The following is a 25611-nucleotide window of genomic DNA, read 5'->3' as shown; positions in this document are numbered from 1 at the left end:
CCCACCAGGCGCGGGGCGCATCGCGTCTTTTAGATCGACACTCCGCAATCCTGGGCGTAGCGCGTCAGCGCCGGGCGCGCGGTGGGATCACCGCCGGCGACTGCGGCGGCTACGAGCGCCTCGGCTTCCGACAGGTCCACGGCCCGCAGCGCGCGCTTGACCATCCCGATGGCGGACGGCCGCATCGAGAAGGCGCGGAACCCGATGGCCGCGAGTGCGAGCGCCTCGATCGGCCGGCCCGCGGATTCGCCGCAGAAGCTCAGCGACGCCCCGTTCTCAGCGCACCGTCCGACGATGCGCTTCAGGAAGGCGAGATAGGGCGGCGACAGCGTGTCGTAGCGCCGCCGCACCCGCTCGTTGCCCCGGTCGGCGGCGAAGAAGAACTGCTTGAGGTCGTTGCCGCCGACCGAGATGAAGTCGGCCTCGCGGAAGAAGGCGTCCGGCGCGTGGGCCATCGCCGGCGTCTCCAGCATGGCGCCGATCTCCAGCCGCTCCGGCGCCGGACGGCCGCGCGCAGCCTGACGGTCGCGCTCGCGCAGCAGCAGCGCGCGCGCCTTGCGGAACTCCTCCAGCGTGGTGACGAACGGGAACATGACCGAGAGCGGCCGCCCCGCCGCGCCGCGCAGCAGCGCCTGGAGCTGCATGGTCATCAGGCGCGGCCTGTCGAGCCCGAAGCGCAGCGCGCGCCAGCCCATCGCCGGGTTGTCCTCCTCGGTCCGCCGCATGTAGGGTAGGATCTTGTCCGATCCGATGTCGAGCGTGCGGAACACGACGCGCCTTCCCGCCGCCTCGTCGAGGATGCGGCGATAGACGGCCTCCTGCGCGTCGCGCCCCGGCATGGTCGCGCGCACCATGAACATCAGTTCGGTGCGGTAGAGGCCGACGCCCTCCGCCCCGCTTTCGGCCAGCGAGGGCATGTCCGTGGCGAGGCCCGCGTTCATCATCAGGCTCACGCAGACGCCGTCGCGCGTCTGGGCGGGCAGGTCGCGCAGGGAGCGGTAGAGCGCCTGGGTCTCCGCCTCCAGCGCCAGCCGCTCGCCGAAGGCGTCGAGCACGGTGGCGTCGGGGCGGAAATGCGCCACGCCCTCGTCGCCGTCCACGATGGCGCGGTCGCCGTTCTCGGCCTCCGCCACCACGCCATGGGCCTGCACGATCATAGGCACGCCGAGAGCGCGGGCGACGATGGCGGCGTGGCCTCCGGCGGAGCCCTCCTCCATCACCACGCCCCTGACCCGCCCGGCGAGCTCCAGCAGCTCCGCCGGGCCGATGGAGCGCGCGACGAGGATGGCGTCCTCCGGCGGGGGCGTCGCCTCGGCCCCGGTGAGCAGCCTCAGCAGCCGGTTGGCGAGGTCGTCGAGGTCGTGGAGGCGTTCGCGCAGGTAGGGGTCGGCCACCCGGTCCATGCGCGCCCGCGCAGCCGACTGCACGCGCTCCACTGCGACCTCGGCCACGACGCCGGAGGCCACGGCCTCGTCCAGCCGCCGCAGCCAGCCCTTGTCATGGGCGAACATGCGGTAGGTCTCCAGCACGTCGCGGTGCTCGCCGCCGCCCTTCAGCAGGTCGGTGTCGAGCAGTCGGTCGACCTCGCCCTGCAGCGCAACCATCGCGCCGCGCAGGCGCTCGCGCTCGCGCGGCACGTCGTCGACGATGGGGTTGGCGATGGCGATGCGCGGGTCATGCAGGTGGACATGCCCGACCGCCGCGCCGTCGGCGGCGCTGACGCCGCGCGCGGTGAGCGGCCCGCGCTTGCCGCGCTCGATCTCGCGGCCCGCCGACAGCGCCCCGCTCTCGGCCATCTCGGCGATGACCATGGCCACCACCTCGAGCGCGTCGACCTCGTCCTCGTCGTAGGTGCGCTGGGTCGTGTTCTGGACGACGAGCACGCCGAGAACCTTGCCGAGCCGCTGGATCGGCACGCCGCAGAAGCTGCGATAGACCTCCTCGCCGGTCTCGGGAAGATACTGGAACCCCGGCGCGGCGGGCGCGTTGTCCGTCGCGATCGGGGTGGCGCGCTCGGCGATGCGCCCGACGAGACCCTCGCCGATGCGCAGCGCGGCCTTGTGCACGGCGTCCTTGCGCAGACCTTCCGTCGCGAACAGCTCCAGCATCCCCGGTTCGCGCCGGAGATAGATGGAGCAGACCTCCGCGACCATGTTGGTCGCGATGACCTGCGTGATCTTGTCGAGTCGCTGCTGGCCGTCGCCCGGCTCCGCCATGACCTGGCGCAGCCGTCGCAGCATCGCGCGCGACCCAACGCCAGCGCTGGGCGTCATCGGCGTCTCCCGCCCCCAGGTCTCCCGGTCCCCCGCTGCGCCGTCCTGGCGCCGCAGGCCTGATTCAAGCCTCGCCTTATCGGTGCGCGTCAGGCCGCATGCAACCCGAAGGCGTCATGCAGCGCACGGACGGCGAGTTCGAGATACTTGCGGTCGATCAGGACGCTCACCTTGATCTCGGACGTGGTGATCACCTTGATGTTGACGCCTTCGCGGGCGAGGGCGGCGAACATCTTCTGCGCGACGCCGGCATGGCTGCGCATCCCGATGCCGACGACCGAGACCTTCGCCACGTCGCGGTCCGACACGATCTCGCGCATGCCGATGGTCTCGCGCGCCGTCTCCAGCGCCTTGAGCGCCTTGGGGAGATCGTCCTCGGAGGTGGAGAAGGTCATGTCGGTGCGGCCGTCCTCGGAGATGTTCTGAACGATCATGTCCACGTTCACCCCCGCCTCGGCGAGCGGGCCGAAGATAGCCGCGGCGACGCCGGGGCGGTCCTCCACGCCGAGCAGCGTCACCTTGGCCTCGTCGCGCTGGAAGGCGACGCCGCTGACCACACGGCTCTCCATCGAATCCTCCCCGATCTCGTCCTCGTCGCACACCAGCGTGCCCGGTCCTTCCTCGAAGGACGACAGCACGCGCAGGCGCACGCGGTAGCGCATCGCCAGTTCCACCGAACGCGTCTGGAGCACTTTCGCTCCCAGCGAGGCCAACTCCAGCATCTCCTCGTAGGAGATGCGGTCGAGCCGCCTCGCGCGGGGCTCCATGCGCGGGTCGGTGGTGTAGACGCCGTCGACGTCGGTGTAGATGTCGCAGCGCTCCGCCCCCAGCGCGGCGGCGAAGGCGACGGCCGACGTGTCGGAGCCGCCGCGACCGAGGGTCGCGATGCGCCCGTCCGGCCCGATGCCCTGGAAGCCCGCGATGACCGCGTGCAGCCCTTCCTCAAACTTTCGGTCGAGCGCGTCGGTGTCGATGGCCTCGATGCGCGCCGCACCATGGGCGGCGTTGGTGCGCAGCGGCGCCTGCCAGCCCTGCCAGCTTCGCGCGGGAACCCCGATCTGCTGCAGCGTCAGCGCCATGAGGCCCGAGGTCACCTGCTCGCCGGCGGCCACCACGGCGTCGTACTCGCGCGCGTCGTAGAAGGCGGCGCCGCCCTCCGGGCCGGCGGAGGCCTCGCGAACCCAGCCGACGAGCTTGTTCGTCTCGCCCGCCATCGCGGAGACCACGACGGCGACATCGTAGCCGCGCTCGACCTCGGCGCGCACCTTCTCCGCCGCGTTGCGGATGCGCGCGAGGTCTCGCACCGAAGTGCCGCCGAATTTCATGACCAGGCGGGGGTTTGGACGTGGCATCAGGGCGTCTCGGCAGCCGCGACCGGTGCGGCGCCTGCGCTATACAACCGGGCCACGGCAGGGACAAGGCGGCGGGGCGCGGCTAGGCGGGGCGCGGCGACGCCGGCGATCCTCCGCGCGCAGGCTTCGACCGGGAACGAAGCTTCCGGGCCGGCGACCGGGCGAGGATGGCGCTCCGCAATCGGGAGCCCGCCATGATCACCTGCTTCATACGCTACCACATCGACCCCGTGAAAAAGGCGCAGTTCGAGCGCTACGCGGCAGCCTGGGGGGAGGCCATCCCGAGGTGCGGGGCCGATCTGCTCGGCTACTACGCGCCGCATGAGGGCTCCAGCACGCTGGCCTACGGGGTGTATTCCGTGCCGAGCCTCGCCGCTTACGAGGCCTATCGCGCGCGCCTCGCCGCGGACCCGGTCGGGCGGGAGAACTACGCCTTCGCGCAGGCGGAGCGGTTCCTGCTGCGCGAGGACCGTACGTTCCTGCGCCGCATCCCGGCGCGGGACGACGCGGGCGCCTGAGCGCCCGCCGGAAAAGGCGAACCTGCGCCCGTCGCGGGGCGCAGGTCCATCGCAGGGCCGCCTGGCGCCGGATCAGCGATAGCCGGCCTGATCATAGAGACGCACGGCCGCGGCCTGGTTCTCGCCGAGCGCCGACAGGTTCAGGTTGTCGCTGCGGAACAGGCCCAGCTGCGCGACCGCGTCGCCGAGGCCGACGCCGGGAACCGCCGGATACTCGTAGTTGCCGTCGGAGAAGTACTTCTGCGCCTGGTCGGAGGCGAGGTATTCGAGGAACTTCACGGCGTTCTCGCGGTTCGGCGCGTTCCTGAGGACGCCGGCGCCGGAGACGTTCACATGGGTTCCACGATCGGCCTGGTTGGGGAACACCCAGCCGATCTTCTCGACGCCCTCGGTCAGCCCGTCGACGTTCGTCGCCAGCGCGCGCGCGAAGTAGTAGGTGTTGGAGACCGCGATGGGGCACTCGCCGGAGACGATGCCGCGCAGCTGGTCGGTGTCGCCGCCCTGCGGCGCGCGGGCGAGGTTGTTGTTCAGCCCCTCCGCCCAGGCCAGCGCCGCCTCCTCGCCATGGTGGGCGATCATCGAGGCCATCAGCGACAGCATGTAGATGTTCGAGGAGGAGCGGGCGCAGATCATGCCCTCGTAGCGCGGCTCGGCCAGCGCCTCGTAGGTCAGCGGCGGGGCGTCGACCGTCTCCTTGTCATAGAAGAAGATCCGCGCGCGCTGGCTGAACGAGAACCAGAGGTTGTCGGGGTGCTGCAGATAGGCGGGGATGCGGCGCTCCAGGATCTCGCTGTCGACGGGCGCGAGGATGCCGGCGTCCGCGGCGCGCCAGAGGCGGCCTGCGTCGACGGTGAGGAAGACGTCCGCCGGGCTGTTGGCGCCCTCGGCGCGGATGCGCTCGAACAGTTCGTCGGCGCCGGCCTCGATGCGGTTGATGGTGATCCCGGTCGCCTTCGTGAAGTCTGCGTAGAGCGCCTCGTCGGTGTCGTAGTGACGCGCGGAGTAGAGGTTGAGCTCGCCTTCGGCGAAAGCCGGCGCGGCGAGCGCGACCAGGAGGGCGGCGGCGGCGCTGCTGCCTGCGGTGGCGGATTTCATGGATGGTGCTCCCTGTCTTGCGACTGTGGCCCGAGCCTTCCGGATCGGGACTGCGAGCGCACCCTGACCTTTTCCGAGTGAAACAGTCAAGGTTGTGGGGCGAATTTTCCGATCAAATCAGTCTGAAATGTTTCCGGTTGATAAACCTTTCCGGCCCCGCCAGCGTCGAGAGCGTCACCGCGCGGGAGGAAGACAGGATGACAGCGCCGCTGCTGACCCCCGGCATCGCCGCGGGGAGGTTGCCCTCCGAGGCGATCACCCGGAACTTCGCGGACGCGCATCCGAGGCTGGGCGCCCATGAGGCGGTGGTCGCGGCGGATCGCTGCTATTTCTGCCATGACGCGCCCTGCGTCACGGCGTGCCCCACGGCGATCGACATCCCGCTGTTCATCCGCCAGATCCAGACCGGCCTGCCGGAGGCGGCGGCGCGCACCATCCTCAGCCAGAACATCCTCGGCGGCATGTGCGCCCGCGTCTGCCCGACCGAGACGCTCTGCGAAGGGGCCTGCGTGCGCGAGGCCGCCGAGGGCCAGCCGGTGGAGATCGGCCGCCTCCAGCGCTACGCCACCGACGCGCTGATGGCCGCCGGGCCGCAGCCCTTCGCGCGGGCGCCGCAAACGGGGCGCCGCGTCGCGGTGGTCGGCGCCGGGCCTGCGGGGCTCGCCTGCGCCCACCGCCTCGCGACGCATGGCCATGACGTGACGATCTTCGAGGCCCGACCGAAGCCTGGCGGCCTCAACGAATACGGCATCGCCGCCTACAAGACGCCCGGGGGCTTCGCGCAGGCGGAGGTCGATTGGCTGCTGGCCATTGGCGGGATCACGGTCGAGACCGGCAGGGCGCTCGGCGCCGGCCTGACCCTCGACGAGCTGCGCGAGGGGTTCGACGCGGTGTTTCTCGGCGTCGGCCTTGGCGCCGTCAACGCGCTGGGCGCCGAGGGCGAGGGGCTGCCCGGCGTGCGCGACGCGGTGGAGTTCATCGCGGAGCTGCGCCAGAGCGACGACCTGTCGGCTCTGCCGGTCGGCCGCCGCGTGGTGGTGATCGGCGGCGGCATGACCGCTGTCGACGCCGCCGCGCAGTCGCGCCTGCTCGGCGCGGAGGACGTGACGATCGTCTACCGCCGGGGCCGCGAGCGCATGAGCGCGAGCCTGTGGGAGCAGGAGCAGGCGCTCGCCAGGGGCGTGACGATCCGCTGCAACGCCCGGCCGCTTCGCGTCGTCGGCGAGGGCGCGGCGCGCGGCGTCGAGTTCGCCTACACCGAGGAGGGGCCGGACGGCCTGCGCGACGCCGGCGAGACGTTCACCCTGCCCGCGGATCAGGTCTTCAAGGCCATCGGCCAGTGTTTCGCTCCCGGCGCGGGGATGTCGCTGGAGATGGCCGGCGGCAAGATCGCGGTGGACGCGGTGGGGCGCACCTCCGTCGCCGGCGTCTGGGCCGGGGGCGACTGCGCGGCCGGCGGCGACGACCTGACCGTGACCGCCGTCGCTCAGGGCCGCGACGCCGCCGAGAGCATCCACGGCGCGCTGGCGGGGTGAGGCGCGGCGAGGGTCGCGCCGCCGACACGGCGAGGGTCGCGCCGCCGACATGCAGCCGCCCCGGCGCCTGCGCAATTTCTTACAAGATCGGCGGTTTGATTCGGGGTATCCGTCTCCCAAGCCGCAACCGCCCCGAGTGAGGCTCCGCTTCAGGGACTTAGAGAAAGCCGGAACAATGATCGCCATGACGCGCCAGACCAGCACCGCCGCCGCCCGCATCGCCGCCATTCGCTCGAATGGCGCGAACGTGGTCGTCCTCGGCGCCTGGAAAACGCGCCGCGGCTTCATGCGCGGCTGCTATGGCGAGGCCGGCAAGCCCGGCTTTTGGGCGCACTGAGCGCCGCCGCCACTCCCTGAACCGCTCCGTCGCGGCCGCGCCGCGACGCTTCTGACCGACACCGACGACGACTGCGCGCCTCTCCGGACGCGCCGGCGTCCCGCGTTCGCGTCATTCGTGCGCGCCGACCGTCCTCGCGGCGACCGCGCGTGACCGCACTGGAATCGCCATGAACTGCATGGGACCAATCCCCGTCGCGCCCGCGACGGCGGCGGCCCGGTCTGCGCGCCGCGCGCCTGCGCCGTCTCGCGTCGCCGACGTCGCCGCGCGGATCGCCGAGCGGATGCGCGCGCGTCCCGGCGAGAGCTATCCGCTCGAAAGCCTCGCACGTGAGGCCGAGCTCAGCCGCTACCAGTTCATCCGGGCGTTCCGCGACGCCGTCGGCGAGACGCCGCACGCCTATCTGCTGCGCGTGCGCGTCGAGCGCGCCAAGGCGCTGCTGGCCGCAGGCTGCACGCCCGCGGCGGTGGCGCACGACTGCGGCTTCTCCGACCAGTCGCACCTGACGGGGGCCTTCCGGCGCCTCGTCGGCTCGACCCCGGCCCAGTTCGCGCGCGCCGCCGCGCCCGAAGCCCCCGACGCAGGCGCGTCGAACATCGACCCGTCGAGCATCGAAAGGAACGCCCCGTGACCAGCCCCATGGCGCCGAGACGAGACGGCGCAGCCGAGATCGTCCGCTTCCCGAGCCCGCCGCGTCGCGAGCGATCGACGCGGCCCGGCCTCGACCCGGCCGCAGGATTTTTCAGGAACTGGCTTGAGAGGATCAGATGTCGGCGCGAATTGAGGAATCTGGCGCTGCTCCAGCCGGACAGCGTTCTGGAGGACGTCGGGCTGACCCGGCGCGAGGCGCAGCGGCTCTCGGAGCAGCCTGTGTGGCCGCCGTGGCGCGCGCTGTTCTCGGCCTCGCGCGACGGCTCCTGACGCCGCGGCGAGACCCGGACCTGAGCCGCCTGTCCGACCACATGCTGCGCGACATCGGCATGGTTCGGCCGGACGGGCCGCCCCCCGTCAGCGAGGGCGACCGGCTCTGACGCGCGGGCGGGAACCGACGCTCCCGCCCGCGACCGCGCCGCGGCCCGGCGGGCGATTTCGCCCGCGCCGAAAGCGCTTGCCCGCCGCGCCAAGCCGTTCGACACTCTGTTGCGTCAGTGTGACGGGAGACGGAACGATGGCCGATCTGCGCAGCGAGTTCGTCGGGATCCGCTCCCCCAATCCGTTCTGGCTGGCCTCCGCGCCGCCGACCGACAAGAAGATCAACGTCGAGCGCGCCTTTCGCGCCGGCTGGGGCGGCGTCGTGTGGAAGACGCTGGGGCTCGACCCGCACTGCGTCAACGTCAACGGCCCGCGCTACGGCGTCGTCTACGGCGCCGACCGGCGCGTGCTCGGGCTCAACAACATCGAACTCATCACCGACCGCCCGCTGGACGTGAACCTGCGCGAGATCAAGGAGGTCAAGCGCGACTGGCCCGACCGCGCGATGGTCGTCTCGCTCATGGTTCCCTGCGACGAGGCGAGCTGGAAGACCATCCTGCCCATGGTGGAGGAGACCGGCGCCGACGGGGTCGAGCTCAATTTCGGCTGCCCCCACGGCATGAGCGAGCGCGGCATGGGCTCGGCGGTCGGGCAGGTGCCGGAATACATCGAGATGGTCGCGCGCTGGTGCAAGCAGAGCACGCGGATGCCCGTGATCGTCAAGCTGACGCCGAACGTCACGGACATCCGCCAGCCCGCGCGCGCCGCGCTGAAGGGCGGCGCCGACGCGGTGAGCCTCATCAACACCGTGAACTCGATCACCTCCGTCAACCTCGACGACTTCAGCCCCGAGCCGAGCATCGACGGCAAGGGCAGCCATGGCGGCTATTGCGGCCCGGCGGTGAAGCCCATCGCGCTCAACATGGTGGCCGAGATCGCCCGCGATGCGGAGCTGGCGGGCCTGCCGATCTCCGGCATCGGCGGCGTCACCACCTGGCGCGACGCGGCGGAGTTCATGGCGCTGGGCGCCGGCAACGTGCAGGTCTGCACCGCCGCGATGACCTACGGCTTCAAGGTGGTTCAGGAGATGATCTCGGGGCTGGAGACGTGGATGGACGCGAAGAGCCACGCGCGCCTCGCCGACATCGTCGGCCGCGCCGTGCCGAACGTGACCGACTGGAAGCATCTCAACCTCAACTACGTGACCAAGGCGCGGATCGATCAGGACGCCTGCATCAAGTGCGGGCGCTGCTTCGCCGCCTGCGAGGACACTTCGCACCAGGCGATCTGGATGAAGCCCGGCCGCGTCTTCGAGGTGAACGACGCCGAATGCGTCGCCTGCAACCTCTGCGTCGACGTCTGCCCGGTGGCCGACTGCATCACCATGGAGCGGCTGCCGGCGGGCGCGGTCGACCCGCGCACCGGCCGCACGGTGAGCGACGACCACGCCGACTGGACGACGCACCCCAACAACCCCTCGCGGGTGGCGGCGGAGTAGCGCGGCGGCGCGACCGGCCCCAGCTCCGCTTCCTTGTCGCCGGGACGGGATCGCGCCGCGCAGCGCCGCGACAGCCCTGACGCTTCACAGGCCGTGGCGCCCGGCGTAGGGGTTCTTCGCCGGCGCCGCCCAGCCGCGCGGCGGCGCGAGGGGCGCGAGCGTCTCGATCCGCAGCGGCGCGCAGCGGGCCTCGTCGCTGGAATGCGTGGCGCCGCAGTCGCCGCCGGGGCAGGCCGAGAGGGCGCCTACGAGGTCGATCTCCGCGAAGCAGGTGAGGGCGTCGCCGGCCCGCGCCGGGGTCGCCTTCATCAGGTAGCGCCCGGTCGCGCGGTCGAAGCCGGTGCACATGAAGACGTTCAGCACGTCATGCGCCGTGGTCTCGGCGATTTCGGGCGCCAGCCCGCCTTCCCGCACGAGCGCGCGGACGATGTTGGAGTGGCAGCAGCGGTCATAGTCGCGCCCTGTCAGCAGGCGCGCGGTGTAGGGGTCGCAGCGCGTGCCGATGACGTCGTGCACGCCCAGCCCGTCGGCATCGACGCCGTACCAGTCGAGGCTGTCGGCGACGATGGTCGCCATCGGGCGCAGATGCGGGAAGCTCGACCACAGCCGGTCCCCGGTCGAGACATGAGTTCCATGGATCGCGCGGGTCTTGCCGGAGTAGAACCGCTCGCCCCAGTCGCCCGCCGCCCAGAGGTTGAGGTCGCCGACCTGCGGCGCCTCGGGGCAGGAGATGCGGAAGAACGAGCCTGCCGGCGCGCGGAACAGCCGCGCCTCCCGCGGCGGCACGTCCACCACCGCCGTGACCGCGGCGCCCGCCAGCGCCTCGGCGCAGGCGGTGAGGTCGGCCGGCGGCAGCGCGTCGGGCGGATAGGCGACGACCGGCGGGACGGCGCGGCGGGCCTCGGCGTCTGGCGGGGGCGTGGTCATGGGGGTGAGCGTCGCCGCCGGGCCGCCTGCGGTCAAGGCTGGTCCCGCCGCCGGCGATGCGTCAGCATCGGGCCGAAGCTGCAAGGGGGAGACGGCGATGACGGCGCATCTGACGCTCGACCATGTGAACCTGCGCACGGCGCGGCTGGCCGAGATGGTCGCCTGGTATGGCGAGACGCTGGGGCTGGTCGAAGGCTGGCGCCCGCCCTTTCCCTTTCCCGGCGCCTGGCTCTACGCCGGGGACTGCGCCGTTGTGCATCTGGTCGGCGTCGACCGCGCGCCCGACGCCGAGGAGAGCAGCCTGCGCATCGAGCATTTCGCCCTGCGCGGCGAGGGCATGGCGGCGTTCCTTGCGAAGCTGGAGCGCCTTGGCGTGCCCGCGCGGGTCGCCGCGGTGCCCGGCGCGACGCTGACGCAGGTCAACATCCACGACCCCGACGGCAACCATATCCATGTGGACTTTGCAGAGCGGGCCTGACGTCCGGGCGGCTTCCGCGGCGCGGGCCACGGGTCTATATCGACTGTATTCCAGCGACGCGGGGGCCACGACATGAAGATCGGCATTCTCCAGACCGGCAACGTGCGCGGCGACCTTGCGGACGCGTTCGGCGAGTATCCGCCGATGTTCGACCGGCTGCTCAACGGCCGGCCGCTCGACGCCTCGGGCGGCGGCTTCGCGCTGGAGGCGTTCGAGATCGTCAACGGCGCGCCGACGCCGTCGCCGCATGACGCGGACGGCTGGGTGGTGACCGGCTCCAAGCATGGCGTCTACGACCCGCTGCCGTGGATCGAGCCGCTCAAGGCGTTCCTGCGCGCGGCGCGGGCCGCGGGCCGGCCCATCGTCGGCGTCTGTTTCGGCCACCAGATCCTGGCGGAGGCCTTCGGCGGGCGCGCGGTGAAGCATCCGGGCGGCTGGAACCTCGGCGCGGGCGATTTCTCGCTGGCCGTCGACGGCGCCGCGCCGGCGTGGCTCGGGGCGCTGGGCGGCTCCGCCCGGCTGCACAGCATCCACCAGGACCAGGTGATCGCGCTGCCCGCCGACGCGACGATCTGGGCGCGCTCCTCGGGCTGCGAGATCGCTGGCGCGCTCTATGGCGACCCGTCGGCGCCGGACGCGGTGTCGATCCAGCCGCACCCGGAGTTTGCGCCCGATTTCGCGGCGGCGCTGATCGCCAGGCTCATCCAGGACGGCCGCGTGGACGGTCGGCTGGGGGCCGAGGCGCTCGCCAGCATCGACGCGGCGCCCGTGCACAACGCAGCCATCGGCCGCGCGCTCGCGGACTATCTCGCCGGCGCCGTCGCCGCCCGCCGCGCGGCGTGAGCGCCGGGGCCGCGCGGGCCCTCACGTCCGCCGAAATCCGCGACCGGATGCGCGCGACCGCCGTCGGCTGCGTCGCGGTGGCGCTGTGGGCGGCGCTGGCGCTGCTCACCGTGGCGACGAACCCCGTTCCGCCCTTCCAGCTCGCCGCGATGTGCTTCTTGGTGGGCGGCCTCGCCGGGCTCGCCGACGCGCGGCTGCGCGGCGTCGACCTGCGCGCGGCGCTCGGCCAGCCATGGCCGGTCTGGCTGGTCGGGGTGGGCGGGCTGTTCGGCTACCATTTCTCGTATTTCACCGCGCTGCGGGGCGCGCCGGCGGCCGAGGCGTCGCTGATCGCCTATCTCTGGCCGCTGCTCATCGTGCTGTTCTCGGGCCTGCTGCCCGGCGAGCGGCTGCGCACGCGCCATGTCGTCGGCGCCGTCGCGGGTTTCGCAGGGGCGGCGCTGCTGCTTGCGCCCGGCGCCGACAGCGGTTCGGGCGAGGCGCTGGGCTACGCTGCCGCCTGCGCCTGCGCGCTGATCTGGTCGAGCTATTCCGTGCTGTCGCGGGTGGTGGGGACGGCGCCGACCCACGCCGTCGCGGGCTTCTGCCTCGCCAGCGCCGCCCTCGCCGCGATCAGCCATGTGGCGCTGGAGACGACGGTCTGGCCGGAGGGCGCGCTGGGCTGGATCGCGGCGCTCGCGCTCGGCCTCGGGCCGGTCGGCGGCGCGTTCTATGCGTGGGACGTGGGGTGCAAGCGGGGGGACATACAGCTTCTGGGCGTGGCGGCCTACGCGGCGCCGGTGCTCTCGACCGTCCTGCTGGTCGCCGCCGGAATGGCCGAAGCCACCCCGGCCCTCGTGATCGCCGCCGCCCTCATTGCGGGCGGCGCGCTCGTCGCATCCGGCGCCTCGCCGGGCCGCAAGGCCTGAAGGGCGCGCGACCCGTCAGTGCACCTGTGCGGAGATGCGGGTGATCTCCTCCTTGAGCTTCAGTTTTTCCTTCTTCATGGAGACGATCGCGAGCTCGTCGGCGCCCGGATGGCGCTGCTCGGTTTCGATGCGGTCGGAGAGGGTCTCGTGCTTGCGGCGAAGCTCCGTAAGGTGCGAGTGCAGGCTCATTGGCGACCTCCATGCAGTGGACCAGTCACGAAAGTAGAGCATGGTCGTCGCCGCTCTGTCACGCGGAAGAATGGTCAACCGTAGCGTGCATTTGGCGCAGTTTGCTCGCGAATCGCGCCGATCCGAAACGGTGATCAGAGGCGCAGCGCCGCGCCGTCGCGGAGGACCGCAAGCGCCTCGGGGGCGAAGTCGTCCCCATCCTTCAGGTGGGCGGGTCCGACGTGCATCACAAGGGGCGCGAGCAGGCGGAAGGGGGCCCTGCTGTCCTTGCGGGCGCGCAGCAGCACCCGGCCGGCCTCGCGCCCCGCACGCGCCTGGATGGGAAGCAGCGCGACGTCTCCGGCCCGGCCGGCCAGCGCGCCGAGCATCTCCGGCAGGCGCTCGGCGCGGTGGATCAGCGTGATCCATCCGCCCTGCCGCAGCCGGCGCAGGCCGCAGTCGATCCATGTCGCCAGCGCCGCCGCGCCCTCGCGCCGCGCCGCGTCCCGCCCCGCGTCGGGGGCGCAGGCGCCATGGGCGGGAAAGAAGGGCGGGTTGGCGACGACATGATCGAACATGCGCGCCCGCAGCGCGGCGGGCGGGCGGGCGACGTCGCCCTCATGCACCGTCAGCGCGACGCCTGCATGAGCCGCGTTCGACCGGGCGAGGGCTGCGTAGCGGGGCTGAAGCTCCAGCCCGTGGATCTCCAGCCCGTCGACGCGCGCGGCGAGGCAGAGCGCCGCGGCCCCGGCCCCGCAGCCGAGGTCCAGCACGCGCTGGCCGTGCGTCGCGGCGCAGGCGGCGGCGAGCAGGACCGGATCCGTCGCCGCGCGATAGCCCACGCGCGGCTGCCGCAGGATCACCCTGCCGCCGAGAAAGGCGTCCCGCGTCAGATCCTCGTCCCGAAACCGCTCCGGAGGGGCGTCGCGGGTTTCCGGCGATCCGCCCTGCTTCGCGACGGGGACGGCGGGCGTCGTCACACGCCGACGCCAGCCGCGCTGACCTCGAGCCCGTTGTCGCGGAGCACGGCGCGGGCGCGGAACGCGTCCGCCCTGCGCGCCATCAGGCGCCGCGGCAACACGCCGAGGCTGCCCTCGAGCACGCTCATGTGGACGTCCAGCTCGAAGCACTCTATACCCTCGCTCCGCAAGAGCGCGGTCGCGAAAGTAAGCACTGTCGGGTCCGTGGTGCGGATCAGCTCTTCCATGACGCAATGATAGACCGCGCCAGAGGCCCCGCGCCAGAGACGCCGGGCGCGGCGCGCGAGAAGGGGCCGAGCCGGTGAGAGACGCCGTCGCGCAGAAGCCGTTCGCCGATAGGCCCGTCGCCGAGGCGGCGGGCGAGGGGGCGTTCGAGCGCCTTCAGGCGCTGATCGCGCCGGAACTCGCCCGCGTCGAGGCCATGATCGCGGAGCGGATGCAGGCGGCCGACACCGACCTCATCGCCCGCGTCGCGGCGCATCTGATCGGGGCGGGCGGCAAGCGGCTCAGGCCCTGCCTGACGCTGGCAGCCGCGAGGCTCTGCGGCCATGACGGTGAGAACCATATTCGTCTCGCCGCGGCGGTGGAGTTCATCCACAACGCGACGCTGCTGCACGACGACGTCGTGGACGAGAGCGACCGCCGCCGCGGCAGGCCGACCGCGAACGCGGTGTTCGGCGCCAAGCCCAGCGTGCTGGTGGGCGATTTCCTCTTCGCGCGCTCCTTCCAGCTCATGGTCGAGACCGGCTCGGTGGAGGTGCTGGGGGTGCTCTCGAACGCGGCGGCGGTGATCGTCGAGGGCGAGGTGCTCCAGCTCGCCGCGGCGCGCAGCCTCGCCGGCGGCGAGGACGTCTATTTCAAGGTGATCCGCGGCAAGACCGCGGCGCTGTTCGAGGCGGCGGCGCAGGCCGGCGGCATGGCGGCGGGCGCGCCGGCGGCGCAGGTCGCGGCGCTCGCGGCCTATGGCGACGCGCTGGGCGTGGCGTTCCAGATCGTGGACGACCTGCTCGACTACGGCGGCGCGTCCGCGGCGTTCGGCAAGGCGTCGGGCGGCGACTTCCGCGAGGGCAAGGCGACGCTGCCGGTGCTGATCGCCCATTCCCGCGCCGACGAGGCCGGCCGCGCCTTCTGGAAGCGGGTGATCGAGGGGCGCGACCAGCGCGAGGGCGATTTCGAGACGGCCCTTGAGCTGATGCGCGACAGCGGCGCGCTCGAGGCCACGCGCGCGCGCGCCGAGGCCTTCGCGCAGACGGCCGTGGCGGCGCTCGCGCCGCTGCCGGCCGGGCCGCTGCGCGAGGCGCTGGCCGACGTCGCGGCCTTCGTGCTGACCCGCGCGCGCTGAACCGCCGCTGCCGGAAGGAGACGCCATGAGACCGCCGCCCGGCTCCATCCGCACCCGCCCGCTTGCGGAGTTCGCCTTCTCCGCCTTCGGCGAGATCATCGTGACGCCGGGCGCCGTGCGCCTCCCCATCAACGACGGGCGCTGCGTTCGGCACCACGCGCTGGCCGAGGTCGACGTCGACGACAGCCCGGTGATCAGCGTGTTCGAGAGCGAGGCCGTCGCGTTCCCCTACGCCCTGACGCTGCTGGAGCGCCACCCGCTCGGCAGCCAGGCCTTCGTGCCGTTGGGGCCGGACCGCTGGATGATCGTCGTCGCGCCCGACGAGAAGGGCGTCCCCGGCATGCCCATGGCGTTCATCGTGCCTCCCGGCGTCGGGGTGAACCTGCGCCGCGGCGTGTGGCACGCGCCGCTGACGCCGCTGGACCAGCCGGCGCGCTTCCTCGTGGTGGACCGGGGCGGCGCAGACAACCTGCAGGAGCACAAGCTCCCCGAGCCGCTTACGGTCATCGAGGCGATCTGACGCGGCTTGGACCTCGGCGACGCGGCTTGGACCTCGGCGACGCGGCTTGGACCTCGGCGACGCGGCGGGGCATGGCGCTGGCGGGGTCGGCGGGCGGCGCGACGACGCCGAAATGGCGATGGCCCTGCGCCTCGGCCGCCTCCGTCCCTGCGTCGAGACCGGCCACATGGCGGCGGTGCGCCGGCTCAGCCGTCGGAACTCCGCGCGCTCCTCGGCGCCGAAAAAAAGGCCGGGCTAAGCCCGGCCAGTCCAACAGGGAGGTTGAGATGGTCGAAATGCAACAAGATGATGCAGTTCGACACGTCTCGTCATCAGAGATAGGGCTGATGACGCGATCGTGCAACGTGTAGAAAGGTCTGATGCCTCGCTGCAATGCAGTATTGCGCTGACTGCATGACCTGCGTTGAAAGTCGTGCAAAATCAGGTGGCGGCGCGGAACGTTTCGACTTCGGCGGCGATGAAGTCGCGAAACACCTCGACGCGGCGCGAGCGGCGCAACTCCTCGGGGTAGGCGAAGTAGACCGTGAAGGCCGGGCTGTGCAGCCTCGGCGCCACAAGCGTCAGCTCCGGATGATCGACCGCCAGATAATCAGGCAGAATCGCGACGCCCAGCGCGTGCTCGGCCGCCTGCAGCATCGCGAAGTAGTTGTTCATCAGCAGCGTCGAGCGATGGGCGAGCTCCAGCTGCGCGTTGATCCAGAAGCCCACCGGCGCCGGCTGGCGCGCGTTCGGGCTGAAGCTGATGAGGCGGTGCGCCCGCAGCTCCTCCTCGGTCTGCGGCGCGCCATGGCGCTCGACATAGGCCTTCGACGCGTAGAACCGCATGGTGACGTCGAAGAGCGGGCGTCGGATGAGGTCGGCCTGCTGCGGCTCGCGCATCCGAATCGCCACGTCGGCCTCACGCATCGGCAGATCGAGCACGTTCTCCGTCATGAGCAGGTCCACCGAGATGTCGGGGAACTCGCCGAAGAAGCGCGGCAGCCGCGGCGTCAGCCACATGGCGCCGAAGCCGACCGTGGTGGTGACGCGGAGTTGGCCGAACACCTCGTCCTTGCTGTCGCGGATGCGCGCCGACGCGGCGACGAGCTTGCGCGTCATGTCGCGCGTCGCCTCGCGCAGGAGCTCGCCCTGCTCGGTCAGGATCAGCCCGCGCGCATGGCGGTGAAACAGCGTGACGCCGAGATGTTCCTCGAGTCCGCGGATCTGGCGGCTCACCGCCGACTGGCTGAGATGCAGCGTCTCGCCGGCATGGGTGAGGCTGCCGGCCTCGGCGACGGCGTGAAAGACGCGCAGCTTGTCCCAGTCCATCGTCATGCGACGCAGTTCCGCTTCAATTCGCCGGCCATGCCGCCGCCCCTCCACAAATCGTGTCGCCGCAGGCTATAGCTGCGAGGCACGGGTGGGGAGGGGCAAATGCGATTTGCGGGAACTGGAGCGGCGGTGTTGCGCGCTCTGCTGGCTGTCCTCGCGCTCGCGGTCGCCGCGTCGGTCGCCGCGTCGGTCGCCGCGCCGGCGGCGGCGCAGGCGCTGCAGGGCGCCTATGTCGGGCTTGGCGCCGCCGACGGCATGCGGCTCGAGATCGACCGCGACGGCGCGCGCTTCGACGGCGCGCTGATCGAGGCCGACGGCGCCCGCCGCACGTTCGAGGCGGACGCGCTCGGCGCCTCGGCGGAGACCGTGACGGCGTTCGGCGGCGAGCGCGTCTATCTGCGGGTGATGCCGGAGCCGGCCGGCGCCACGGTGGTGATCGCCCCGATCAGCGCCGAGGGCGTGCTAGACGCCGGTCGGACCCGCGCGCTGGCGTTCCGCCGCGAGGGGCTCGACGCGCCGCCCCAGCCCTCGCGCTACCTGCCGCCGCCGACCGGCCCGACGCCGTTCTTCGACGCGCGGGCGTTCGTCGACAGCTATCCGTTCTGGCCGCCGCTCTCGGCGTCCTGGGCCTACGAGGCCGTGGAGCCGTCGCTGCGCACGCTGATCCGGCTCTATCCGCTCGTGCAGACCGATCTGCTGTGGAAGCTGTGCCAGAGCCCGCGCCGGACCGAAGGTCTCGCCGAGGCGCTGCGCGGGCAGGGCGTCGTCTGCGAGACCGTCGTCCAGGCGCTGCGCGCCGCTCAGGGAAGCGACGTCTTCAACCGCTACGTCCGCGACGTGGCCGCCGAACGGGCCGAGCTTCTGGTCGCCCTGGGTTGCGCCGAGAACTACGCGCGCAACGACGCCCGCTGCGCAGCCTCGGCGCAGGACACCGCCCGCCGGGCGGTGTCGATGGAGACGGCGGGCACGGTGCTGGCCCGCTATCGCTGAGCCGCGGTCAGGTGAGCGCGGGCGAGGGCAGGAGATCGCGCTCCCAGCGCTGGCCCCAGCGGCGGATGTCCCCCAGGGGGCCGCGCAGCTCGTCGCCTTTCGGCGTCACGCGGTACTCCAGCCGGCGCGCGCCTTCGCGCACGGGCCGCTTCTCGAGGATGCCCAGCTCGACGAGGCGCCGCAGCCGGTTCGAGAGGATGTTGCGGGCGACGCCGAGCTTTTTCTGGTAGTCGTCGAAGCGGGTCACGCCCTCATAGGACGTCCAAAGGATCATCAGCATCCAGGCGTCGCCGATCTGGTCCACCGCGCTGGAGAGCGGGCAGGGGTCGGCTTCGGAATTCTTGCGCACGACATTGCCTCCGCGCCACAGGGTCGTTCGGGATCGTGCCATTCACGTCAATTCGGCACGACAGTTAATTCGTCAGTTTCATCACGCGCGACAGGGTGCCGCACGGCTTGGCGAGATCATGCTTCACCCGCGAAACTCATCATACGGGCAGACCGGTCAACGCGCGAGGCTGCCAAAGTCCTATGGCCAGAGGCGCCCTTTCCCTGCGCCGAGCGGCGCGCGATGCTCGCCTTCCGGAAGCGACGTGCGGGAGGTCCTGGGGATGCCGGGCGACATGAGCGGACGGCGCGTGCTGGTCACCGGCGCCTCGTCGGGCCTCGGTGCGCACATGGCGGCGGCGCTGGCGCGGGCGGGCGCGCGCGTCGTCGCCGCGGCGCGGCGGACGGAGGCCCTGGCGCGGCTCGCGCAGGAGACCGGCGGCGCGGCGACGCCCGTGGCGATGGACGTGACGGACCCGGCCTCGGTCGCCGCCGGGGTCGAGTTCGCGGTCGAGGCCTTGGGCGGGCTCGACGGTCTCGTGAACAACGCCGGCGTCGCCTGGGGCGGCCCGGCGCTCGACATGCCTGACGCGGCGTTCGCGCAGGTGATGGCGGTCAACGTCCACGGCGCGTTCCGCGTCGCGCAGGCGGCGGCGCGCGCCATGGCGGCGGGCGAGGGCGGCGCCATCGTCAACATGGCCTCGATCCAGGGCTTCGGGACGGGGCGCGGCGTCGCCGCCTATGCGGCGTCGAAGGCCGCGGTGATCCATCTGACGCGTTCGCTGGCGGTAGAGTGGGCGCGCCATGGCGTGCGCGTCAACGCGCTGGCGCCGGGCTACTTCCCGACCGAGATGACCGAGGGGCATCTGGGTGAGGCTATGCTGCGCAAGGTGCCGCTGCGCCGCTTCGGCCGCCCGGAGGATCTCGACGGCCCGCTGTTCCTGCTGCTTTCGGACGCCTCCGCCTACATGACCGGCGCGATCATCCCGGTCGACGGCGGCCACCTCGTCACGCCGCTGACCTGAAGGACGCCGCGATGGACTTCACGCTCCCCCCCGAGGCCGAGGCCTATCGCGCGGCGGTCGCCGATTTCGTCGCGCGCGAGTGCCTGCCGCTGGAGGCCGACCCGGCGAGCCTGTCGGACCACGGCAACATTCCGCCCGCGATGCTGGCCGCCCTGCGCGACAAGGCGAAGGCCGCCGGGCTGTGGGCGCCCAACGTCCCGCGCGACCGCGGCGGGCTGGGCCTGAGCTTCGTCGCGCTGGCGGCGGCCTATGAGGAGATGAACCGCAGCCTGTTCGGGCCGGTCTGCTTCAACGCCGCCGCGCCGGACGACGGCAACATGCGGGTGATCCATCAGGTCGGAACCGAGGCGCAGAAGGACTGGATCGCCCCGGTCGTGCGCGGCGAGGCCCGCTCGGCCTTCGCCATGACCGAGCCGGCGCCGGGCGCGGGCTCGGACCCCGGCATGATGCTGACGCGCGCCGAGAAGCGTGGCGGCCGCTGGGTGGTGCGGGGCCGCAAATGGTACATCACCGGGGCGGAGGGCGCGCAAAAGTTCATCCTGATGGCGCGCACCTCCGACGACCCGCGCCGGGGCCTGACCGCCTTCCTGTTCGACGCCGCGCAGCCGGGCTGGGAGATCGAGCGCCGCATCCCGATCATGGGGCCGGAGGAGCATGGCGGGCACTGCGAGCTTGCCTTCGACGGGCTGGAGATACCCGACGAGAGGCGGCTGATGGGCGTCGGCGAGGGCCTCAAGGTCACGCAGATCAGGCTAGGGCCCGCGCGCCTCACCCACTGCATGCGCTGGCTTGGGCTCGCCAAGCGCGCCATGGAGATCGCCGCCGCCTACGCGGCGGCGCGCGAGGGCTTCGGCGTGCGGCTGGCCGACCGCGAGACCATCCGCGTGAAGCTGGGCGGTCTGGCCTACATGATCGAGGTCGGGCGCCTGCTCACCATGAAGGCGGCGTGGGCGCTCGACCAGGGCGCGCGCGCGAAAACCGAAGTGTCTCTGGCGAAGATGCATGTCGCCGAGACGCTGAACCGCGCCGCCGACGACTGCATCCAGATCTGCGGCGCGCGCGGCTATTCGACAGACACGCCGCTGGAGTGGATCTACCGCTACGCCCGCCAGGCGCGGCTGGTGGACGGCGCCGACGAGGTGCACCGCATGGTGCTCGCCGACGCCTACGCGCGGGAGGGGGCGGGGCTCTGGCGCTGGGGCGCCTGAATCGGCCGCCGGCCCGGGCGCCGCGGCGCTACTGGGCGAGCTGGAACAGCACCCCCGCCAGCAGCGACCCCGCGAAGGCGAAGCCGAGATAGAGCGCGAAGACCTCGCGCCTGGCCAGGGCCCAGACCGCGACCGCCGCGGGGATAGAGGAGACGCCGCCAGCCACCATGAAGGCGAGCCCGGCGCCGGGCGCCATGCCCTGCTCGATCAGCCCGGAGACGAGTGGAATGGCCGCGTAGCCGTTGAGATAGGCCGGCACGCCGGCCAGCGTCGCCAGCGCGATCGGCGCCAGCCCCTCGCCGCCGACCAGCCCCGCCACCGCCTCGGCGGGGACATAGGCAAGCATCAGGCTCTCCAGCAGGAAGGCGAGCGTCAGCCACTTGCCGAGGAACAGCGCGCTCTTGAGAGCCTCGCGGCGGAATTTCTCGACCCGCGCGTCCTCGCGCCAGAAGGCCCAGACCGGGGGCCTGGGGTTGCGCACTTTGGCGCCGCCGCAGCCGCCGTCGCCGACGCCGGGGCGCAGCGGATCGGCCAGCCAGCCGCCCCGCGACAGCGCCATGACGCCGAAACCGCCCATCAGGCCGAGCCCCACGGCGGCGAGCGCCTTGGCGAGGGCGAACTCGAAACCGAGCGCGCCGGTCGTCAGCGCGAACATCGCCGGGTCCATAACGGGCGAGGCCAGCCAGAACGCCATCACCGGCGCCAGCGGCACGCCCATCGCCAGCAGCGCCGCGATCAGCGGGATGACGCCGCAGGAGCAGAACGGCGAGAGCCCGCCGAACAGCGCCGCGGTGAGGATCATCGGCGCCTGCCGGCCCTGGAACGCCCTGCCGATCAGGTTGTCCGCCCCGCTCGCCGCCGCATAGGCCGCGACGCCCACCGAGAGCGCCAGCCACGGCGCCACGCCGATCAGCGCCTCGATGGTGAAGCGCAGGCTCTCGGTCGCCTGCGCAGGCGCCAGCAGCGCCAGCGCCAGCAGGATCGCGGCGACCGCGAGCCATGCCCGGTCGAGCCGAACGGCGGCGAGGCGACGCATCTCAAGAACAAGGGCGGTCATGGCGTCAATCTCCTCAAGCGGCGTCGCCGCGGCGTTCGGATTCGGGCGCGGTCGCGTCCGGCGCGTCGGGAAGGCCGGCGCAGCACTCGGCCTCGACATAGGCGAAGGTGGCGCGCAGGGCGTCGAAGGCCGCGCGGTTGACGGTCTCCCGCCCGCGCCGCTCCTGCGTCACGAGCCCGGCGGCGACGAGGGCGCCGAGATGATGCGCGAGGGTCGAGGGCGCGGCGCCGAGATGCCGGCCGATCTCGCCGACGTTCAGCCCGTCCGGGCCCGCCCGCACCAGCAGGCGGAAGAGCCGAAGCCGGGCTTCGTGTCCGAGGGCGGCGAGGGCGGCGGAGGCGGCTGCGTCATCCATGAAGCAGCCATAAAACTAGATTTGTGGGTTAGTCAAGCGCGTCCGACCGAAAGGAGCCGCGCAATGGACGGTTCGAGCTTGAAACTCCGCGACCCCGGTCGATATCGCTCTGCACTGGCAGGGAGATGGAAATGCGCGACTATCCGGATGAAATCATGGTGAAAGCCGACACGGATCAGCGCGAAGACGCTGCCGAGCCCCGCGGGCGCGACGCCCTTGGCCTGTCGCCCAAGGGCCTTTTCCATGATTTCGTGCTTGAGCCGATGAAGGGGCGGGGCGTCGATGTCGTCTACAAGGCGACCACGGTGTTCCTCACCCTTGCGACCGGCGCGGTGCTGGTGATGGCGTTGCTCGCCGCCTGAGCGGGCGCATTCCCGCAGGCGCGGGATGGCAGGAGGAGAAGCGCGCGATGGCCGAGGACGGGAAAGGCGACGGCAACGAGTTCCAGGACAAGGTCGACCGCTACGGCGTCGGCTACGCGGCGTTCAGCGATGCGCTGCGCGGGTCGGGCGTGGACCGGGTCGTGACGGGCGTCAAGATCGTCATCGCCGTGATCGCGCTCTATGCGATCGGTTCCGCGGTGCTCGCGGCCATCGCCGGCTGAGTGTTGCGCGGAGCGCCGGCGCGTCCGATATCGGTGCCATGAGCGGCGAGGGCGCATTCTGGCGGTATCTGGTCGGCGTCCTTGCGGCGCAGGTCGCGGCGGCGGCCGCCATTCTGGCGGCGACGGGGCTTGCGTCTCCGGCGCTGCAGGCAGCGCTCGCCGGCGGGACGCTGGTCTTCGGCGCAGGCGTCGCCTGGGCGTTCGGCGCCATCGCCCGCAGCGAGCGCCGCGTGCAGGCGGCGCTGACCGAGGCGAGGCTGGCGCGCGAGCGCGAGAAGCTCGCCGTCTCGCTCGAACGCCGGCGCGCCACCGAGGCGCGCAGTGACGCGCTCGCCACCACGCAAGCGGTGCTCGACCAGAGCCGCACGCGCGCCGCTTCGCTGCGCTGGGGGCTGGCCGGCGGCGGCGCGGTCGGCGTCGGCGTCGCGCTGCTTGCGGCGCAGTTCGTGACGCTGGGTCTAGTCGCGATCACGCTCGCGGGCGGCGCGGCGCTGGGCTGGCGCTTGAGGCCGCGGCGCGCGATCGTCGACGTCACGCCTTCGCCGCGCGGGGGGCTGCTCGACCGCGTCCGCGCCGCCGCGCCGCGCCTCTTCGGCGGCGCCGGCCATCGCGGCGGGTGACGACGCCCATCACGCAACGGCGTTGGCGGCCGGTCGCGGCCTCGCGTAACGCTCATCCCGTGGGTCGAGGACGCGAGGGAGAGCGCCGCATGTATCGTCTTGATATCGGAGAAGCCGCCTATTCGAGCTGGTCGCTGCGCGGCTGGCTTCTGCTGCGTGCGTTCGGCCTGCCGTTCGAGACTCGCGCGCTGCCGATGTTCACGCCCGAGTTCGTTTCGTTCCAGGAAGCGCTCGCGCCGGGCCTGAAGCCGACTGTTCCGGCGCTCTCGTGGGTGGAGGGCGACGAGGCGGTTTCGCTGTGGGACAGCCTCGCCATCGCCGAGACGCTGGCCGAGCGTCACCCCGCCGCCGGGCACTGGCCCGCCGCGCCGGCCGCCCGCGCGCTGGCGCGCGCGCTCGCGGCGGAGATGCACTGCGGCTTCGCCGCGCTGCGCCGCGAGGCTTGGATGAACACCCGCGCCGTCGCCGCCGCGCCGACGCCGCTCAGCGAGGCCGCGCGGGCCGACGTCGCACGGATTGCGGCGCTCTGGGCCCATGCGCGGTCGCGTTTCGGGGCGGGCGGGCCGTGGCTCTTCGGCGCGGATTTCTGCGCCGCCGACGCATTCTACGCACCCGTCGCGTTCCGCGCCTCGACGCACCGCCTGCCGCTGCCGCCCGAGGCGACGGCCTATGCCGAGGCGCTGAGGGCCCATCCCGCCGTCGCCGAGTGGGTCGAGATGGCGGCGCGCGACCCGCGGCGCATCGAACGCTACGAAGTGGTTTGAATCGAAATCTTTTCGTTCGGTCAACCGGAAGCTAACGGCTCCCCGCTACAAGCGTGATTGCGCGCAGGCGCAGGTGGTGGCGTAGCGTTGCGGGCCGGCGTTGCGTTCGTGGCCCCGCCGCCCCTCCCCGAGTTCGGGAGGGGCGGAGCGGGGCCGCCCGCCACCCGCCTGCGCGCTACTCCTCCATGGCGAGCACGGCGCCGGGGTTCATCACCCCCGCCGGGTCGAGCGCGGCCTTGATCGCGCGCATCGCGCGCAGCTTCGCGGGGTCTCCGTAGCGCACGAGCTCGTCGGCCTTGAGCCTGCCGAGGCCGTGCTCGGCGGAGACCGAGCCGCCGAGGGCGTCGACCAGATCATGCACCGCGCGCGTCACCGCCCCGGCGAGGCCGGCGAAATCCTCGCGCGTCGCGCCGTCGGGCGGGAACACGTTGAAATGCAGGTTGCCGTCGCCGACATGGCCGAAGCAGTTGACGCGCAGCCCCTGCGAGACCTTGCGCACCGCATCCTCCCCCTCGCGCACCATCCGCGGCAGCGCCGCCAGCGGCACCGCGACGTCGTGGCTGGCGACGGCCCCGACGCGGCGGTTGGCCTGCGGGATCTCCTCGCGCAGCCGCCAGAACGCGGCCGCCTGCGCTTCGTTCTGGGCGATCACGGCGTCGTCGGCGGCGCCGGCCTCCAGCGCCTCCGCCAGCGCCTCCTCCAGCGCCTCGCCGACGCGTGCGCCGGCCCCGCCGCTCGCCTCGGCCAGCACCATCCACGGCGCCTTCAGCGGCGGCGCGGGCGCGTCGGGCAGCTCCTGCGCGATGAAGTCGAGCGCCAGCGCGCCGATCAGCTCGAAGGCGGAGACGGCGCCGCCCAGACGGTCGCGCAGCCGCGGCAGCAGCGCGCAGGCCGCTTCCGGCGAGGCGACCGCGACCCAGGCCGTCGCCGTCTCGCGCGGGCGCGGGAAAAGCCGCAGCGCCGCGGCGGTGATCACCCCGAGCGTGCCCTCCGAGCCGATCAGCAGATGGCGCAGGTCGTAGCCGGTGTTGTCCTTGCGCAGCGTCTTGAGCCCGTGCAGCACCGAGCCGTCGGGCAGCACCGCCTCGATCCCGAGCGTGAGGTCGCGCGCGTTGCCGTAGCGCAGGACGCCGACGCCGCCGGCGTTCGTCGACAGCAGCCCGCCGACCCGCGCCGAGCCCTTCGAGGCGAGAGAGAGCGGGAACAGGCGGTCCGCCGCCTCCGCCGCCGCGTGGACATGTTCGAGGATGACGCCGGCCTCCGCCACCAGCGCGTCCTCCGCCGCGTCGACGCTGCGGATCGCCGTCATCCGGTCGAGCGACAGCACGACCGGGGGCGGGCCATCGACCAGCGTCTGGCCGCCGACGAGGCCGGTGCCGCCGGCGCGCGGCACCACCGCGACGCGGGCTTCGGCGCAGCGGCGCACGATCTCCGCCACCTCGCCGGTGTTCGCGGGGCGGGCGACGATGGCGGCGAGGCCGCTCCACTTGCCGCGCGGCTCGTCGAGCCACGGGGCCGCGTCGGCGCCGTCGCGCCAGCCGCTCGGCCCCAGCAGGTCGCGCAGGCCGTCGAGGAAGTCGGGGGTCGGGGCGACAATGCTCATG

The 25611-nt window shown here is 72.5% G+C and carries 30 protein-coding genes; 18 read left to right on the top strand and 12 right to left on the bottom strand.

What is annotated here, in order from left to right:
• Positions 1-29 precede the first annotated feature (29 nt).
• Positions 30-2273 (bottom strand): phosphoenolpyruvate--protein phosphotransferase, encoded by a 2244-nt coding sequence (gene ptsP / locus BLW43_RS07480; protein ID WP_093251154.1) that lies wholly within the window; start codon positions 2271-2273, stop codon positions 30-32.
• An 89-nt stretch (positions 2274-2362) separates the two neighbouring features.
• Complete coding sequence (locus BLW43_RS07475) at positions 2363-3625, bottom strand: aspartate kinase (RefSeq protein ID WP_093251152.1); 1263 nt, start codon at positions 3623-3625, stop codon at positions 2363-2365.
• 194 nt (positions 3626-3819) lie between these two features.
• Between BLW43_RS07475 and BLW43_RS07470 the strand changes: the two genes are divergently transcribed.
• Positions 3820-4143: an NIPSNAP family protein gene (locus BLW43_RS07470; RefSeq protein ID WP_093251644.1), complete on the top strand. Its 324-nt coding sequence runs from the start codon at positions 3820-3822 to the stop codon at positions 4141-4143.
• A gap of 72 nt (positions 4144-4215) precedes the next feature.
• On the opposite strand, the gene BLW43_RS07465 is transcribed toward BLW43_RS07470, so the two are convergent.
• Positions 4216-5238, bottom strand: a complete 1023-nt coding sequence (locus BLW43_RS07465; protein WP_093251149.1) for a Fe(3+) ABC transporter substrate-binding protein — start codon at positions 5236-5238, stop codon at positions 4216-4218.
• A 197-nt stretch (positions 5239-5435) separates the two neighbouring features.
• On the opposite strand from BLW43_RS07465, the gene BLW43_RS07460 reads away from it, so the two are divergent.
• The 5 genes from BLW43_RS07460 (at position 5436) to preA (ending at position 9580) form a co-directional block, all read left to right on the top strand.
• Positions 5436-6773 (top strand): NAD(P)-dependent oxidoreductase, encoded by a 1338-nt coding sequence (locus BLW43_RS07460; RefSeq protein WP_093251146.1) that lies wholly within the window; start codon positions 5436-5438, stop codon positions 6771-6773.
• A 175-nt stretch (positions 6774-6948) separates the two neighbouring features.
• Entirely contained in the window at positions 6949-7110 is a 162-nt protein-coding gene (locus tag BLW43_RS23425; RefSeq protein ID WP_175478797.1) for a hypothetical protein, read from the top strand.
• Positions 7111-7279: 169 nt separating this feature from the next.
• Entirely contained in the window at positions 7280-7741 is a 462-nt protein-coding gene (locus tag BLW43_RS07455) for a helix-turn-helix domain-containing protein (protein ID WP_093251144.1), read from the top strand.
• Positions 7738-8031 (top strand): DUF1127 domain-containing protein, encoded by a 294-nt coding sequence (locus tag BLW43_RS23420; RefSeq protein WP_093251135.1) that lies wholly within the window; start codon positions 7738-7740, stop codon positions 8029-8031. The genes BLW43_RS07455 and BLW43_RS23420 overlap by 4 nt, the downstream gene beginning before the upstream one ends.
• A 247-nt stretch (positions 8032-8278) precedes the next feature.
• Positions 8279-9580 (top strand): NAD-dependent dihydropyrimidine dehydrogenase subunit PreA, encoded by a 1302-nt coding sequence (preA, locus tag BLW43_RS07445; RefSeq protein ID WP_093251134.1) that lies wholly within the window; start codon positions 8279-8281, stop codon positions 9578-9580.
• 84 nt (positions 9581-9664) lie between these two features.
• On the opposite strand, the gene BLW43_RS07440 is transcribed toward preA, so the two are convergent.
• A complete protein-coding gene (locus BLW43_RS07440) occupies positions 9665-10507 on the bottom strand; it encodes an urea carboxylase-associated family protein (RefSeq protein ID WP_093251133.1) in 843 nt (280 codons plus the stop codon).
• A 97-nt stretch (positions 10508-10604) separates the two neighbouring features.
• Between BLW43_RS07440 and BLW43_RS07435 the strand changes: the two genes are divergently transcribed.
• The 3 genes from BLW43_RS07435 (at position 10605) to yddG (ending at position 12736) form a co-directional block, all read left to right on the top strand.
• Entirely contained in the window at positions 10605-10985 is a 381-nt protein-coding gene (locus tag BLW43_RS07435; protein ID WP_093251132.1) for a VOC family protein, read from the top strand.
• A gap of 72 nt (positions 10986-11057) precedes the next feature.
• Positions 11058-11828, top strand: coding sequence for a type 1 glutamine amidotransferase (locus BLW43_RS07430; RefSeq protein ID WP_093251131.1), 771 nt, complete (start codon positions 11058-11060; stop codon positions 11826-11828).
• Positions 11829-11875: 47 nt separating this feature from the next.
• Positions 11876-12736: an aromatic amino acid exporter YddG gene (gene yddG / locus BLW43_RS07425; RefSeq protein WP_093251130.1), complete on the top strand. Its 861-nt coding sequence runs from the start codon at positions 11876-11878 to the stop codon at positions 12734-12736.
• Positions 12737-12751: 15 nt separating this feature from the next.
• Here the strand turns inward: yddG and BLW43_RS07420 are convergent, their stop codons facing one another.
• The 3 genes from BLW43_RS07420 to BLW43_RS07410 form a co-directional block, all read right to left on the bottom strand.
• Complete coding sequence (locus tag BLW43_RS07420; RefSeq protein ID WP_093251113.1) at positions 12752-12925, bottom strand: YdcH family protein; 174 nt, start codon at positions 12923-12925, stop codon at positions 12752-12754.
• A 134-nt stretch (positions 12926-13059) separates the two neighbouring features.
• Entirely contained in the window at positions 13060-13797 is a 738-nt protein-coding gene (locus BLW43_RS07415) for a tRNA1(Val) (adenine(37)-N6)-methyltransferase (RefSeq protein WP_093251642.1), read from the bottom strand.
• Between the two features lie 83 nt (positions 13798-13880).
• Positions 13881-14111: a putative signal transducing protein gene (locus BLW43_RS07410; RefSeq protein WP_093251112.1), complete on the bottom strand. Its 231-nt coding sequence runs from the start codon at positions 14109-14111 to the stop codon at positions 13881-13883.
• A 194-nt stretch (positions 14112-14305) separates the two neighbouring features.
• Between BLW43_RS07410 and BLW43_RS07405 the strand changes: the two genes are divergently transcribed.
• Together BLW43_RS07405 and BLW43_RS07400 are read left to right on the top strand one after the other, a co-directional pair.
• Positions 14306-15226, top strand: a complete 921-nt coding sequence (locus BLW43_RS07405; protein ID WP_093251639.1) for a polyprenyl synthetase family protein — start codon at positions 14306-14308, stop codon at positions 15224-15226.
• 25 nt (positions 15227-15251) lie between these two features.
• The gene (locus BLW43_RS07400; protein WP_093251111.1) at positions 15252-15746 is read left to right on the top strand and encodes an ureidoglycolate lyase; all 495 of its coding nucleotides are present in this window, start codon (positions 15252-15254) and stop codon (positions 15744-15746) included.
• Between the two features lie 420 nt (positions 15747-16166).
• Here BLW43_RS07400 and BLW43_RS07390 read toward each other — a convergent pair whose 3' ends face one another.
• Positions 16167-17054, bottom strand: coding sequence for a LysR family transcriptional regulator (locus BLW43_RS07390; protein WP_093251638.1), 888 nt, complete (start codon positions 17052-17054; stop codon positions 16167-16169).
• A 105-nt stretch (positions 17055-17159) separates the two neighbouring features.
• Here BLW43_RS07390 and BLW43_RS07385 point away from each other — a divergent pair, with 105 nt between their 5' ends.
• A complete protein-coding gene (locus BLW43_RS07385; protein WP_139284006.1) occupies positions 17160-18047 on the top strand; it encodes a hypothetical protein in 888 nt (295 codons plus the stop codon).
• A gap of 7 nt (positions 18048-18054) precedes the next feature.
• Here BLW43_RS07385 and BLW43_RS07380 read toward each other — a convergent pair whose 3' ends face one another.
• Positions 18055-18396, bottom strand: a complete 342-nt coding sequence (locus BLW43_RS07380; RefSeq protein ID WP_175478795.1) for a winged helix-turn-helix transcriptional regulator — start codon at positions 18394-18396, stop codon at positions 18055-18057.
• A 274-nt stretch (positions 18397-18670) separates the two neighbouring features.
• Here BLW43_RS07380 and BLW43_RS07375 point away from each other — a divergent pair, with 274 nt between their 5' ends.
• Positions 18671-19399: an SDR family NAD(P)-dependent oxidoreductase gene (locus tag BLW43_RS07375; protein WP_245730957.1), complete on the top strand. Its 729-nt coding sequence runs from the start codon at positions 18671-18673 to the stop codon at positions 19397-19399.
• Between the two features lie 11 nt (positions 19400-19410).
• The gene (locus tag BLW43_RS07370) at positions 19411-20607 is read left to right on the top strand and encodes an acyl-CoA dehydrogenase family protein (protein WP_093251088.1); all 1197 of its coding nucleotides are present in this window, start codon (positions 19411-19413) and stop codon (positions 20605-20607) included.
• A gap of 28 nt (positions 20608-20635) precedes the next feature.
• On the opposite strand, the gene BLW43_RS07365 is transcribed toward BLW43_RS07370, so the two are convergent.
• Both BLW43_RS07365 and BLW43_RS07360 read right to left on the bottom strand, forming a co-directional pair.
• Positions 20636-21664 carry a permease gene (locus BLW43_RS07365; RefSeq protein WP_093251084.1) on the bottom strand — a complete coding sequence of 343 codons (1029 nt, stop codon included), beginning with the start codon at positions 21662-21664 and terminating at the stop codon, positions 20636-20638.
• A 13-nt stretch (positions 21665-21677) separates the two neighbouring features.
• Positions 21678-22019 carry an ArsR/SmtB family transcription factor gene (locus tag BLW43_RS07360; RefSeq protein WP_093251081.1) on the bottom strand — a complete coding sequence of 114 codons (342 nt, stop codon included), beginning with the start codon at positions 22017-22019 and terminating at the stop codon, positions 21678-21680.
• A 131-nt stretch (positions 22020-22150) separates the two neighbouring features.
• Between BLW43_RS07360 and BLW43_RS07355 the strand changes: the two genes are divergently transcribed.
• The 4 genes from BLW43_RS07355 (at position 22151) to BLW43_RS07340 (ending at position 24007) form a co-directional block, all read left to right on the top strand.
• The gene (locus BLW43_RS07355) at positions 22151-22381 is read left to right on the top strand and encodes a hypothetical protein (protein ID WP_093251077.1); all 231 of its coding nucleotides are present in this window, start codon (positions 22151-22153) and stop codon (positions 22379-22381) included.
• A 47-nt stretch (positions 22382-22428) separates the two neighbouring features.
• Entirely contained in the window at positions 22429-22623 is a 195-nt protein-coding gene (locus BLW43_RS07350) for a hypothetical protein (protein ID WP_093251074.1), read from the top strand.
• 38 nt (positions 22624-22661) lie between these two features.
• Entirely contained in the window at positions 22662-23243 is a 582-nt protein-coding gene (locus BLW43_RS07345; protein WP_093251072.1) for a hypothetical protein, read from the top strand.
• A gap of 89 nt (positions 23244-23332) precedes the next feature.
• On the top strand, positions 23333-24007 hold the full coding sequence (locus BLW43_RS07340; protein ID WP_093251069.1) for a glutathione S-transferase: 675 nt from the start codon (positions 23333-23335) through the stop codon (positions 24005-24007).
• A 175-nt stretch (positions 24008-24182) separates the two neighbouring features.
• Here BLW43_RS07340 and BLW43_RS07335 read toward each other — a convergent pair whose 3' ends face one another.
• The gene (locus BLW43_RS07335) at positions 24183-25610 is read right to left on the bottom strand and encodes an FAD-binding oxidoreductase (protein WP_093251052.1); all 1428 of its coding nucleotides are present in this window, start codon (positions 25608-25610) and stop codon (positions 24183-24185) included.
• Position 25611: the final 1 nt, after the last annotated feature.

The sequence above is a fragment of the Rubrimonas cliftonensis genome (assembly GCF_900107585.1).
Taxonomy (GTDB): Bacteria; Pseudomonadota; Alphaproteobacteria; order Rhodobacterales; family Rhodobacteraceae; genus Rubrimonas; species Rubrimonas cliftonensis.
Note: the sequence above shows the minus strand (reverse complement) of the source record. Positions and strands in the feature narration are given on the sequence as shown.